The sequence below is a fragment of the Janthinobacterium sp. 13 genome, from assembly GCF_002749695.1.
Lineage (GTDB): Bacteria > Pseudomonadota > Gammaproteobacteria > Burkholderiales > Burkholderiaceae_D > Janthinobacterium > Janthinobacterium kumbetense.
Genome location: NZ_PEEQ01000001.1, coordinates 5932336 through 5944298 on the forward strand (window position 1 = coordinate 5932336; position 11963 = coordinate 5944298).

The window sequence follows — 11963 nt, forward strand, 5'->3', positions numbered from 1 at the left end:
GCGCCACCGCCTGCTGTCGCGCAGGCAGCACGCGGCGGCGCCGCTGCTGCCAAATCAACAGCACTATCATGACGATAGTCTTCCTTTGAAATCAATCACTTAACGACGATTTTGCTGCGCTGCGGCAGCGGGCATGCCCCTTGCAATACAGGTCATCACCATCTCGCGTTTTGACTTTACTCAAGGATAATCACCCATGCGCCGTTCGACTGCCCCCGCCGCCTTTTCCTCTTTCCCCTTTCATTTGACGCCAGTGCGCCGCGCGCTGCGCTCGGCCTTCGCCATCGGCGGCCTGATGCTCGTCCATGGCATGGCCCATGCCGAAGCGCCTGCCGCCGAGGTCATCGCCGCAGCCGACGCGAACGGCGCCGGCGAGGGCGCCGCGCTGCAATCGGTGACGGTGACGGCGCAAAAGCGCGAAGAATCCGCGCAGAAGGTGCCGAGTGCGATCACGGTCCTGGGCGGCAAGGAGCTGCTCGACACGGGCATCGGCCGCTCGGCCAGCGAAATCCTCAATTACGTGCCGAACGCCTCGGCCGGCACGCAGCAGCATGGCCGTCCGCGCTGGTGGATACGCGGCGTCGGTGCGGGCCAGCAGCAGATCGACTTCCCGAATCCCGTCGGCTTTTACCTCGACGACGTCTACATCAGCAATTCCAGCGCCACGGGCTTTCCCTTGTTCGACCTGGACCGGGTGGAAGTGCTGCGCGGCCCGCAAGGCACCCTGTGGGGCAAGAACACGACGGGCGGCGCCATCAACGTGATTTCGCGCAAACCGTCGTTCAAGTCCAGCGGCTACGCCAAGGTCGATTACAGCAGCTACGACACCAAGCTGGCCGAAGGGGCCATCGGCGGCGCGCTGGTCGACGAGGTGCTGGCGGGGCGCTTGTCCTTCCACACGGAGCAGCAGGACAAGGGCCGCTTCCACAACCAGTTTACGGGCGAACGCGATGGAAAGCTCAAGGACAGCGCCATCCGCGGCCAGCTCAAGGCCCTGATCGGACGCGATTTGACGGCCAATCTGAACCTGCATTATCGCGACTACACGACCAAGGGCGCCACCACCACCGTGGCCAGCTATGGCGCGAATGGCGTGTACCGCAATGGCTACATCCCCAGCACGAATCCCGATGATGTGAGCACGAATGCGCCGGCCGACAGCGACGTGAAACAGGGCGGCGCGCAGCTGAACCTGGAATACGCGCTGGGCGAGCTGACCCTGACATCGATCACCGGCTATGAAAACTTCCGCAACGAAGCGACGGGCGACAGCGACAACACGCCGCTGGAAGTGGGCCGCAGCCGCTCGAAGGCCAGCAGCCGCCAGGTATCGCAGGAGCTGCGCCTGACGTCGCCGCAAAACGGCGCCGTGAGCTGGGTGGCGGGCCTGTTCTACTTCAATGAAAAGATCGATTCCGATTCGGCCGGCGCGCGCCTGCCCAACGGCACCGTGCCGGCGCTGGCGGGCAGCACACAGCCCGTCGGCTACAACCGCACCGTCTACCAGCACAAGGCGCGCAGCGCGGCCATCTTCGGCAGCACGACCGTCAACTTCAGCGAGCAGTTCCTGTCCACCTTCGGCTTGCGCTGGACGACGGAAACCAAGGACCTCGATTTGCGCCGCGTGCAGGCCGCATCGAACACGGTGACGTTTGGCGATGCGTCGAACTGGTGGAACACGGTCAAGGGCGGCAATTACGCGGCCGCCTCGGTGGCCAACAACAATTTCACGTCGAATCCGTCGACCACGTGGAATGCGCTGACGTATGACGTGACGCCCGAATACCGCTTCAGCCGCACCCTGCGCGGCTACCTGAAGTACGCGCACGGCATCAAGTCGGGCGGCTACAACACGAGCGCCACGGACGTGCGCGCCCTGAACACGGTCAAGCCGGAAACCCTGAACTCGTTCGAGGCGGGCATCAAGTCCGAATGGCTGGACGGGCGCCTGAATTTCAACGCCAACGTCTTCCACTATGACTACAAGAACGTGCAGGTGAATATCACGGGCGTGTACAACGGCGACCCCACGCAAAGCGTCAATTACCTGCAAAACGTGCGCAAGGCCCACGTGAATGGCGCGGAATTCGAGCTTGAGGCGCAGCCGACGGACAACCTGCACCTCAATGCCAATATCGGCCTGCTGCGCACGGAATTCGACGATTTCGCCATCCAGAACAATGGCGGCGACCGCTCCGGCAATGAATTCGTGCGCTCGCCCCACGTGACGGCCTTGCTGGCTGCCGACTACCGCTACCCGCTGGGCAATGGCGCGCAGCTGGTCTTCAGCGGCGACGTGCGCTACACGTCGAAGCAGTACTACTATGTCGACCCGCAAAATGCCGCGCGCGACCTGCTGAACCAGGGCGGCTTCGCGCTGGCCAATGCGCGCCTGTCGTACGTGCTCCCCGGCGGCAAGCAGCGCATCACGGCATATGCGAACAACCTGGCCGACAAGGTCTATCGCAACCACACGCTCACCAGCTTCGTGCCGGGCGCCGTGAATGGCGACACCGTCATCATCGGCCAGGGCCGCACGGTGGGGGCGTCGTACACGCTGCAGTTCTGAGCGTGACCGCCTGATGTAGAAAGGCCGGCGATTGCGCCGGCCTTGTCGTTTATGGCGCCAGCTTACGCCGCCGCTTGCAGCAGCGCGTCGAGCCGCCGCTGCGCCTCTTCCAAAGGCCGGCGGTCTATCCAGCCATCGATATCCACGTCGCGGTCGAGGAAACCGTGCTGCAGCTGGAAATCCTTCTGCTGGCGGAACAGCGCCACTTTTTCTTCCGACAGGTCGGGCGCCAGGGTCAAATGAAAACCGTCGCGGTAGGCTTCGGCCACGGCGTCGGCGCCGGCCCGCGTCTCGCCCTGCAGGATGGCCAGCACGTCTTCCTTGTGGCTGCGGGCCCAGTGCGCGGCGCGCAGGGTTTGCGTCAGGAAGCGCACGACCAGTTCGAAATGCTGCTCCAGCATGGTCTCATGCACGGTGATCGGCCGCGGCGTGCCGTTATTCACGCGGAAGCGCCGGTCGGGCAGGGCGTCGATGTCTATGCCCACTTCCAGCCCCGCCGCGCGGGCCGCCTCGGCCGCCGCCGCGCCTTTTACGTAGACGGCATCGACTTCCCCGCGCAGCAGCGGCGCGATGCCTTGCCACAGTCCCGCGCCGAGATTGGCTTGCGCCGGCGCCTCGCCGCCCACTTCCACCAGATGCACATCGTCGAGCGTGAGGCCGGCCGACGCCAGCACGCCCTTGTAGCCGGCCAGGCTCATGCCGCGCGCGATGCTGCGTCCGCGCCGGTTGTCGCGCAAGTCCTCGGCGCGGAAGACGGGCAGCGCCAGACGCTTGCCCTGCAGCTGCGCGGGCGTCGCGATGCCGGAGCCGGGGCGCACGAGGATGGCTTGCCACTCGTCGATCCAGGTCAGGCCGATCAGGCGCGTGGGCGCCCCTTGCGCGCGCGCGGGCAGGGCCAGCAGGTTGCCCCCTTCGCGCACGAGCGTGGACAGGCCGTGGTCATAGTGGTGGCGCGCCAGCTCGCCGCCCACTTCCTGCAGGGTCTTTAACGCGATGCCGTCGCGGGCGAATTCCTCGTCCAGCCAGCCCAGTTTGTAGGCCAGGCCCGTGGCCGTGGGCACGGGGCAGCGGGTGAACCAGACGGTATCGGCGGCGGGGGATGGTGTGGTAGTCATGGGATTCCTTCGTGGTGGTGGAAGCCTGTAACCGTGCAGGAAACGTGCCCGCGCCGCTTGCTGGCTGGCCGACAGCGCGAGCGGACGGTGCTGCTGCCGCGCCAGCAGCCGCTGTTGCGCAGGCAGCAGCCATGCACCATTTTCCCCGCGCTGGCGCTGGCACGCGTCTTGCGAAAGTAGAGGCAGGACTGACCCGTATTCCAACCCCAACGAATGGAGCATGACATGACGGACGTGGCACAAGCGGAAGCACAACAAGTACAGGTGCAGGAGTTGACGGCGGCCGAACTGGCCTTCGTGGAGCAGGTGCGCCGCGATGCGCAGATCGCCTTCGACGGCTTGCGCGAGACGGGCAGCCTGACGGCCAATGGCACGGTGGGCTTCGTCGAGCGCACGCCGGGCGGCGACAAGGTGGTGGTGGTCAACGATCCGGGCCCGTTCCGCCGCGGCCAAGCCCTGAAGGCGGCCGTGCTGGCGCTCGACGGCACGGTGCTCGCGGGCGACGCGAACAACGGCGGCGCGCGCTACTTAAAACTGTTCCGCGAGCGGCCGGAGGTCACGTCGATCTCGCACGTGCACTCGCCGTCGCTGGGCGCATGGGCGCAGACGCACCGCACCCTGCCGATCCGCTACGTGCCCGTGCAGCGCTACCAGCTGGTGCGCGAAATTCCCATCTATATCGACCGCCGCCAGCCGGAAGTCGATTTCATCCTCGGTGAAATCGCCCGCAACACGCATGCGACGGCCATCCTGGAAGCGAATGGAGGCGCCACCGTGTGGGGCAAACAGGGCTTGCTGAAGCTGGCCGAGTTCATCTTGCTGCTGGAAGAGGGCGCGAAGATCCAGATCGCGGCCGAAGCCATCGGCGGTTCGCGCGATTTCGGTCCCGGCGTGCTGCTGCAGCAATGGAAGATGAGCAAGCTGATCGACACGGCGCGCGCGCTGTCCTTGTTACCCGCCACCGACCTGGTGTAACCCTTTCACGAACAGGCCCGCAATGTCATTGAAATTCTTACGTTTGAGCTGGCGCAAGGCAGTCGCCGCCGCCATGGCGGCCAGCCTGCTGGCGCCAGCGATGGCGGCGGCCGCCGATCCGCTGCCGACCGCCGTGCGCATCGCCGTCGTGGCCCGCACGGCGCCGTCCGGCAAGACCGTGTTTGCCGGTTCCGCCGCCCAGGTGGCATCGACTGGGTGGCTGGCCGCCGAACTGGGCAAGCTGGGCGTGAAGCTGGAATGGGTGCCCGTCACCACCAATTCCGTGGCGACGCAGGTCAATGAAGCGTTTGCCAACCATTCGATCGACCTGGCCCAGTATGGCGACTTGCCGTCGATTATCGCCAATGCCTCGGGCTTGCAGACGCGGCTGATCTTGCCCGGCGGCAGCGCCAACAACACCTATCTGGTGGTGCCGAACGGTTCCACGGCCAAATCCATCCAGGACTTGAAGGGCAAGAAGATCGCCCTGCACCGGGGGCGGCCGTGGGAATACCCATTTGCCCGCTTGCTGGAAGCGAACGGCATGACCTTGCGCGACGTCAAGATCCTCAACCTCAATCCGCAGGCGGGCGCGGCGGCCGTGGCGACGGGCGGCGCGGATGCCTTCTTTACCCTCAGCGACGCCTTCTTGCTGGAAGATAAAAAGGTGGGCAAGATCATCTGGGCCAGCAAGGCGCCGCCGCAGGATTGGAAGATGCGCGCCGAGCTGTGGGCCGACAGCGGCTTCCTGCAACGCTGGCCGCAGCTGGCCCAGCTGGTGGTGACGGCCTATGTGCGCGAACACCACCGGGCCGCCGGCGCCGGTGGCGAAGAGGAATACGTGCGCACGGAGGCGGCGGCGGGCCAGGTGGAAAGCGTGGTGCGGCGCGAACTGGCGGGCGACCATACGCCGTGGCAGGCGCGCTGGTCGCCCCTGTTTACGGCCAGCCTGCGCCAGCATTACGTGGGCGAGGCGGCATATGCGAAGAGCGCCGGCCTGATCGGGCGGCCCCTGCAAGTCGACAGCCTGTTCGCGCCCCAGTTCGTCAACGCGGCGCTGGCGCAGCTGAAACTGCAAACGTACTGGGCGCCATGACTTCCATCGCCCGCGCCATCGCCTTGCCGCGCGCCCCCGCGCCAGCGCGTGCAGCCCCAGTCCCCTTGCTGCAGCGCTTTATCCGTTCACCCTGGTCCGTGTGGGCGTCGCCGCTGGCCTTGCTGCTGCTGTGGACGGCCGCCACCACCTTCGAGTGGATGCCTGCGCACATCTTGATGTCGCCATGGCAAGTACTGCTGACGGCGCGCGACCTGGCCGAGAGCGGCGAACTTGGCCAGCACCTGGGCATCAGCCTGTTCCGCCTGCTGGCCGGCTTCGGCCTGGGCGCCAGCGGCGGCCTGGCCTTTGGCGTCGTGCTGGGGCTGTCCCCTGGCTTGCGCGCCTATGTCGACCCCACCTTCAATGTCTTGCGCCAGTTGCCGACCGTCGCCTTGATCCCCTTGTTCATCTTGCTGTTCGGCATAGGAGAGAGTTTTAAAGTGTTTATCGTTGCCAAGGCCAGTTTCTTCATCGTTGCGCTGGCCGTGCATGACGCCATTCGCAACCTGTCGCAGCGCTACTTTGAGGTGGCGCAAGTGTATTGCTTCTCGCGCTGGCAGCGCATCCGCCTGATCGTCTTGCCGGCCATCGTGCCGGCAGCGCTGACGGGCATGCGCATCGCCCTGTCGCGCTCGTGGATGGTGCTGGTGGGCGCGGAATTGCTGGCCGCCGACAGCGGCCTGGGCCAGATGATGGAAATGGGCCGGCAAATGTTCCGCCTCGACGTGGTGATGGTGGGCGTGGTGTTGACGGGCGTGATCGGCTTCGGCCTGGACCGGGCCTGCCACGCGCTGGAAGCACGGCTGATGCGCTGGAAACGTAGTGGCGATGGTAAGAGAGGCGCCGCATGAAACAACGTTTGATCCAGATCATCAAGGGCGCGCTGTTGCCGCTGGCCTTGCTGGGCGCCTGGCAATGGGCGTCCGGCCAGGGCGCGGCGGCCGCCTACATCTTTGTCTCCCTGGGCGACCTGGCGCACAGCTTGCGCGACTTGCTCGTCACGGGCGAGCTGTGGGTGCACCTGCGCGCCAGCCTGGGCCGTACCCTTTCCGGCTTGTTGCTGGGCGGCAGCGCCGGCATCGTCACGGGCGCGCTGATGGCGCAGTCGCCGCTGGCGGACCGGCTGATCGGCCCCCTGTTCCACAGCATCCGCCAAGTGCCGTTGCTGGGCCTGATACCCTTGCTGGGCCTGTGGGTGGGCAATGGCGACGGCGCCAAGCTGCTGGTGATCGCCATCGCCGCCTTTTATCCAACCGTGCTCAACACGTATGCGGGCATGCGCCAGGTGGAAGGGCGCTTGCGCGAAGTGGGGCAAGTGCTGACCCTGACACGCTGGCAGACCTTGCGCCAGATCTTGTTGCCGGGCGCCATGCCGGCCATCGTCACGGGTGTCACGCATGCGCTGGCGTTTGCCTGGCTCGCTTGCCTGGGCGGCGAACTGCTGTTTTCAGCCGGTCCCGGCATGGGTTCATTGCTGCTCAATGGCGAAGTGTCGGGCCGCATGGATGTCGTCTTGCTGGCCGTGCTCGTGATCGCCTTGCTGGCGCAAGCGATGAACGTGGCGTTCGCGCGTCTCGCGCGCCTGCTGGTGAAGGGGCGCAGCAGTGAGTGAATCCCTGCCATTCCAACCGGACGCGGCCGTCAGCGCCCGCGAAGGCGAGCTGCGCGCCTTCTTGCTGCGCTTTATCGGCTTGACCCTGCTGTCGGGCGTGACCATCGGCATGAACAAGGTGCTGGCCACCTTGCTGGGGCTGCATTTGCACGTGAGCAACTTCCAGTTGGCCGCGATCAGCAGCGCGGAAACCCTGGCCATGGCGCTGGGCACCATTCCTGCCGGCTACATCTTGTCACGCGGCAATCCGAAGCATCTGTACGCGGGTGTCAGCCTGAGCCTGGCGCTGGCCTTTTGCGTGCTGCCGTGGCTGCCCGGCTGGCAATGGGTGGCCTTGCTGATGTTTCTCGTCGGCCTGTGCATTTCCCTGCGCATCGTGGCCATGAGTACCGTGTTTCTCGTGCGCTTGCCGGAACTGGGGCAGGGCAAGGCGGGCTGGTACAAGGGGACGTTGATACTCGGCATGCAGTTCCTGGGACCCCTGTGCGGCAATTACCTGATCGCGCAGCTGGGGCTGAAGGCGGGCTTTTTGATCTCGGCCCTGATGTTCGCCATCCTGGCCGTGCTGGGCTGGCAAGTGTTGCCTGACAATACGGCGCCGCGCAAGCAGGCGGGCCACTCCACGCTGCCGGGCGCGGCCAGCCTGCGCGAACTGCTGCGCCTGCCCATCGTGCGCGTGACTTATCTGTTTGAAATCCTCGCCAGCTTCACGGCGTCCAGCGTGGGCGTGTTTTCCATCTTGCTGGCCATCCGCGTGCTGCACTGGCCTGCGCACCACTCCGTCTGGCTGATGGCCGTGCAGGGACTCAGCTGCGTGCTCGTGCTGCTGTTCCTGGGCCGCTTCGTGCTAGCCAGCCGCTACCGCGAGCAACTATATGGCGGCGCCCACCTGGCCATCATGGCGGCCTTGCTGATCCTGGGCCTGTGGCCTTCCAGCATCGCCTACCTGGCCGCCTCAGTGCTGCTGGGACTGGGCCTGGGCGTGAATAACCTCGTCAATACAGACAATATCGCCCGCGCGCCCGTCGACAAGGCCCGCGTTTCCGCCCATCTGACCCTGTTCGGCATGGTGGGCGGCACGGCCGGCGCGCTGGCGGCGGGCCGCCTGGCCGATCTGACGGGCTTGCGCAATGTGTTCCTGATCTGGCTATTTCCCTGGCTGGCCGCCTGGCTGGTTTTCCACGGCAGCCGCTGGCTGCGCCGGTCGCCGCCCGCCGCCATTCCTTCCCTCGCCCCCACTGCAGAGAGTGCGCCATGAATGATTTTGTTTCCCCATCGGCCTTGTCGCCGCAACAGCCGCACCTGAGCGGCGGCTTGCAAGTGCAGCACGTGAGCAAGTCGTTTTCCCTGAAAGGCGCGCCGCTGCCGGTGCTCGACGATATTTCGCTGACCATCGCACCGGGCGAATTCGTCGCCATCGTGGGCGCGTCCGGTTGCGGTAAATCAACCCTGCTGCGCCTGCTGGCAGGCCTGGACACGGATTACACGGGCTTGCTGCTGCACGATGGCGTGCCCATCCGTGGCACGGATTTGCGCCGGGGCCTCGTGTTCCAGGATCACCGCCTGTTTCCCTGGCTGACGGTGCAGCAAAACGTGGCCGTGGCTTTCAGCAATACCAAGGTGCCGCTGGCCGAGCGCGAAGCCCGCGTGGCGGCGGAAATCGCGCGCGTGGGCCTCGATGGCTATGCGGACGCGTATCCGCATCAGTTATCTGGCGGCATGTCGCAGCGGGCGGCGATTGCCCGCGCCCTCGTGGGACGGCCCGACGTGCTGCTGCTGGACGAACCGCTGGGCGCGCTCGACGCGCTGACCCGCTTGCGCCTGCAGCAGGAACTGCGCCGCCTGTGGCAAGACGAGGGCATCACCATGGTGATGGTCACGCATGACATCGATGAAGCCGTCTACCTGGCCGACCGCATCGTCGTGCTCGACGCGCGTCCCGGCAAGGTGCGCCGCGTGCAGGACGTGCCGCTGGCCCACCCGCGCCAGCGGGGTTCGGCCGGCTTTGTCGCCATCCGCGACGGCTTGCATGCGGATTTCAGCGACCTCGACGAATCGCACGCGCCCGTGGCGCGGGAAGAACACCCCAGCAGCTTGTGGGATGGCAATGAATGGGCGCGCAGGATGGCGCTGTAGTTTTTTTGATATCCATCAACCTGGAGAGACAAGATGAGCAATAGCAACGCACTCGACACCCTGTGGTACACGCGCTGCCCCGTCCCCACGGGCCTGGGGATAGCCCTGCAGCAAGGCTGGCTGGAAGAAGCCTTGCGCGCCGACGGCACCAGCTTGCGCTCGCTGCGCGAGTCGGACCAGGAAGCCGTGCGCGAATCGCATTTCGACCATACCCTGCAGAACTCCGTGCGTCACGGCGGCAATATCCCCGCCCTGTGGGCGCGCGCGGCGGGGCGCGAGACGCGCGTGATCGGCCTGTCGTGGTCGGACGAGACGCAGCTGATACTGACCTTGCCCGGCAGCGGCATCGAGACGGTGCGCGACTTGAAGGGCCGGCGCTTCGGCTTGCCATTGTGGAGCAAGGCGCAGATCGACTTTGCGCGCGCGCAAGCCTTGCGGGGGCTGGAAAATGCGCTGAGCCTGGAAGGGCTGGCCGTGGCGGACGTGGAACTGGTCGATTATGTGGTCAACACGGGCCAGAGCGAGGCGCCGCCGGAAAAGGGCGCGGCAACGAATCTGTTCAGCGGCGCCCGGCGCGGCGGGCAAAGCCCGGAATTGCTGGGCCTCTTGCGGGGCGAGGTGGACGCCATCTTCCTGAAAGGCGCGTCGGCCGCCCAGCTGGCGCAGCAGTTCGGTTTGCATACGGTGATCGACACGGGCAGCCACCCGGAACCCTTGATCCGCGCCAACAACGGCACGCCGCGCACCCTGAGCGTGGATGCGCACTTGCTGGATAACCATTTCAGCTCTGCCGTGACCCTGGTGGACCAGGTGCTGCGGGCCGAAGCGTGGGCGCGCGGCCATGCGGACGAGACGCGGCGCTTCCTCGCGCGCGAATCGAATGCCAGCGAGCACTGGGTGCAAGTGGCTTACGGCAAGGATGCGCATCTGCGCCTGGACACGGACCTGGCGGAAACGTCGATCGCGGGCTTGCAGGATTTCAGCGATTTCCTGTTCCGCTGGAACTTCCTGCCCAGCAAGGTCGACGTGCGCGCGTGGATCGACCCCCGTCCTTTCGAAGCGGCGCTGGCGCACGCGCGCCGGGCGGCTTGAGCGGGAAGTACGTCGACAGTGGCCATGCTTGATGATGAGGAGAATGCGATGCGGCGACGCACGGTGATGGGCGGGCTGGCGCTGCTGCCCCTGGCGGGACAGGCAGTGTCGGCGGCGAAGGCGGGGGCGCCGCCGGCGGCCCTGCGCATCGCCTCGACGGGTTTTGCAGAGAATGGCAAGGCGGAACTGGGCGGCATCGCTTACCGGGTGCAGCAGGAAGGCTGGCTGGCGCGCGAACTGAAGCAGCGGGGCGTGCGGCTGGAATGGCTGCCCGTCACGGGCGACACGGGCGCGACGATGAATGAAGCGTTCGCCAGCGGACGCATCGACATGGCCGCGTATGGCGACTTGCCGTCCGTCATACTCAACGCGGGCGGCGTGCGCACGCAGGTGATCGTGCCGGCGGGGAGGGGTACGGACCAGTTCCTGCTGGTGCCCACCGGTTCGCGCGCCACGTCGCTGGCCGAGCTGAAAGGCAAGCGCATCAGCGTGCACCGGGGCCGGCCGTGGGAACTGGGCTTGCGCCAGCTGATCGCCGACCAGCGCATGTCGCCCACGGATTTCCGCCTGATTAATATGGACCTCAAACCGGGCACGGCCGCGCTGGCCACGGGCGCCGTCGACGCCTTGTTCATGATCAATGGCTATCCGCTGGAAGACAAGGGCATCGGCCGCATCATCTGGTCCAGCAAGGGCTTACCCGAGCGTAAAATGCGCGCGGAACTGTGGGCGCGGCGCGATTTTACACAAGCCCATCCCGACATCGCGGAACTGGTGGCCACGGCCTGGCTGCGGGCCCAGCACTGGGCGGCGCTCGACGGCAACCGCGAAGCCGTCATCAAGGATGGCACGCGCAACGGCACGCCCGACAGCGTGGTGCGGCGCAGCTACGACGATCCGGGCTTGCAGTGGAAGGAGCGCTGGTCGCCCCTGTACGACGATGCCGTGTACCGCCATTACCGCCGGGTGCTGGCGTTTGCGCAGGAACAAAAGCTGATCCGGCAACCGTTGACGGCGGAAGAATTGCTGGAACCGCGCTTCGTCGCGGCCGGCTTGAAAAAGCTGGGGCTGGCCAATTACTGGGAACCGGCCAAGGTGTAGCGTCAGCGCGGGACGTGGCTCAATGGGGCAGGCATACGCGTCCCGCCACGTTGATCACGTCGTCGCCCGCATGTGCGCGCAGTTGCAGCAGCATCAGGGCCACGCCCAGCATCAGCGCGGCTGCGCAGAGTTTCTTGTGCATCGTCTTTTCCGTTTTTATGCTCGATGGAGCTTGGTTGTCATATTTGCAGCCATATTATTGCCGAAATTCATGTGTGCGGGCTGAGCTTGTGCCAGGCGTGCTTTACAATTATGCATCTTGCGCAT

11 protein-coding genes are annotated in these 11963 nt (G+C 65.9%); 9 read left to right on the forward strand and 2 right to left on the reverse strand.

The genetic code is table 11. The features are described from left to right. Window positions 1-196: 196 nt before the first annotated feature. On the forward strand, window positions 197-2569 hold the full coding sequence (locus tag CLU94_RS26020) for a TonB-dependent receptor (protein ID WP_099667791.1): 2373 nt from the start codon (window positions 197-199) through the stop codon (window positions 2567-2569). 62 nt (window positions 2570-2631) lie between these two features. Here the strand turns inward: CLU94_RS26020 and CLU94_RS26025 are convergent, their stop codons facing one another. Then, complete coding sequence (locus tag CLU94_RS26025) at window positions 2632-3684, reverse strand: ABC transporter substrate-binding protein (RefSeq protein WP_099667792.1); 1053 nt, start codon at window positions 3682-3684, stop codon at window positions 2632-2634. Between the two features lie 225 nt (window positions 3685-3909). Between CLU94_RS26025 and CLU94_RS26030 the strand changes: the two genes are divergently transcribed. From CLU94_RS26030 to CLU94_RS26065, 8 genes are read left to right on the forward strand one after another with little or no spacing between them, the layout of a single operon-like run. Further along, window positions 3910-4659, forward strand: a complete 750-nt coding sequence (locus tag CLU94_RS26030) for a class II aldolase/adducin family protein (protein ID WP_099668503.1) — start codon at window positions 3910-3912, stop codon at window positions 4657-4659. A 22-nt stretch (window positions 4660-4681) separates the two neighbouring features. Next, complete coding sequence (locus CLU94_RS26035; protein WP_099667793.1) at window positions 4682-5755, forward strand: ABC transporter substrate-binding protein; 1074 nt, start codon at window positions 4682-4684, stop codon at window positions 5753-5755. Next, entirely contained in the window at window positions 5752-6606 is an 855-nt protein-coding gene (locus tag CLU94_RS26040) for an ABC transporter permease (RefSeq protein ID WP_099667794.1), read from the forward strand. Before CLU94_RS26035 ends, CLU94_RS26040 begins: the two co-directional genes overlap by 4 nt. Beyond that, on the forward strand, window positions 6603-7367 hold the full coding sequence (locus CLU94_RS26045) for an ABC transporter permease (protein ID WP_099667795.1): 765 nt from the start codon (window positions 6603-6605) through the stop codon (window positions 7365-7367). Before CLU94_RS26040 ends, CLU94_RS26045 begins: the two co-directional genes overlap by 4 nt. Next, complete coding sequence (locus tag CLU94_RS26050; RefSeq protein WP_099667796.1) at window positions 7360-8625, forward strand: MFS transporter; 1266 nt, start codon at window positions 7360-7362, stop codon at window positions 8623-8625. The genes CLU94_RS26045 and CLU94_RS26050 overlap by 8 nt, the downstream gene beginning before the upstream one ends. Continuing rightward, a complete protein-coding gene (locus CLU94_RS26055) occupies window positions 8622-9503 on the forward strand; it encodes an ABC transporter ATP-binding protein (protein WP_099667797.1) in 882 nt (293 codons plus the stop codon). The genes CLU94_RS26050 and CLU94_RS26055 overlap by 4 nt, the downstream gene beginning before the upstream one ends. A 33-nt stretch (window positions 9504-9536) precedes the next feature. After that, window positions 9537-10595, forward strand: coding sequence for an ABC transporter substrate-binding protein (locus CLU94_RS26060; protein ID WP_099667798.1), 1059 nt, complete (start codon window positions 9537-9539; stop codon window positions 10593-10595). 48 nt (window positions 10596-10643) lie between these two features. Further along, on the forward strand, window positions 10644-11696 hold the full coding sequence (locus CLU94_RS26065; RefSeq protein WP_180278778.1) for an ABC transporter substrate-binding protein: 1053 nt from the start codon (window positions 10644-10646) through the stop codon (window positions 11694-11696). Between the two features lie 19 nt (window positions 11697-11715). Here CLU94_RS26065 and CLU94_RS28810 read toward each other — a convergent pair whose 3' ends face one another. Beyond that, the gene (locus CLU94_RS28810) at window positions 11716-11838 is read right to left on the reverse strand and encodes a hypothetical protein (RefSeq protein ID WP_255206395.1); all 123 of its coding nucleotides are present in this window, start codon (window positions 11836-11838) and stop codon (window positions 11716-11718) included. Between the last annotated feature and the right edge of the window lie 125 nt (window positions 11839-11963).

What these genes read in the sequence shown, in the direction of transcription:
- CLU94_RS26020 (WP_099667791.1), top strand. Translation starts at nt 197, where the DNA reads ATGCGCCGTTCGACTGCCCCCGCCGCCTTTTCCTCTTTCCCCTTTCAT.
- CLU94_RS26025 (WP_099667792.1), bottom strand. Translation starts at nt 3,684, where the DNA reads ATGACTACCACACCATCCCCCGCCGCCGATACCGTCTGGTTCACCCGC.
- CLU94_RS26030 (WP_099668503.1), top strand. Translation starts at nt 3,910, where the DNA reads ATGACGGACGTGGCACAAGCGGAAGCACAACAAGTACAGGTGCAGGAG.
- CLU94_RS26035 (WP_099667793.1), top strand. Translation starts at nt 4,682, where the DNA reads ATGTCATTGAAATTCTTACGTTTGAGCTGGCGCAAGGCAGTCGCCGCC.
- CLU94_RS26040 (WP_099667794.1), top strand. Translation starts at nt 5,752, where the DNA reads ATGACTTCCATCGCCCGCGCCATCGCCTTGCCGCGCGCCCCCGCGCCA.
- CLU94_RS26045 (WP_099667795.1), top strand. Translation starts at nt 6,603, where the DNA reads ATGAAACAACGTTTGATCCAGATCATCAAGGGCGCGCTGTTGCCGCTG.
- CLU94_RS26055 (WP_099667797.1), top strand. Translation starts at nt 8,622, where the DNA reads ATGAATGATTTTGTTTCCCCATCGGCCTTGTCGCCGCAACAGCCGCAC.
- CLU94_RS26060 (WP_099667798.1), top strand. Translation starts at nt 9,537, where the DNA reads ATGAGCAATAGCAACGCACTCGACACCCTGTGGTACACGCGCTGCCCC.
- CLU94_RS26065 (WP_180278778.1), top strand. Translation starts at nt 10,644, where the DNA reads ATGCGGCGACGCACGGTGATGGGCGGGCTGGCGCTGCTGCCCCTGGCG.
- CLU94_RS28810 (WP_255206395.1), bottom strand. Translation starts at nt 11,838, where the DNA reads ATGCACAAGAAACTCTGCGCAGCCGCGCTGATGCTGGGCGTGGCCCTG.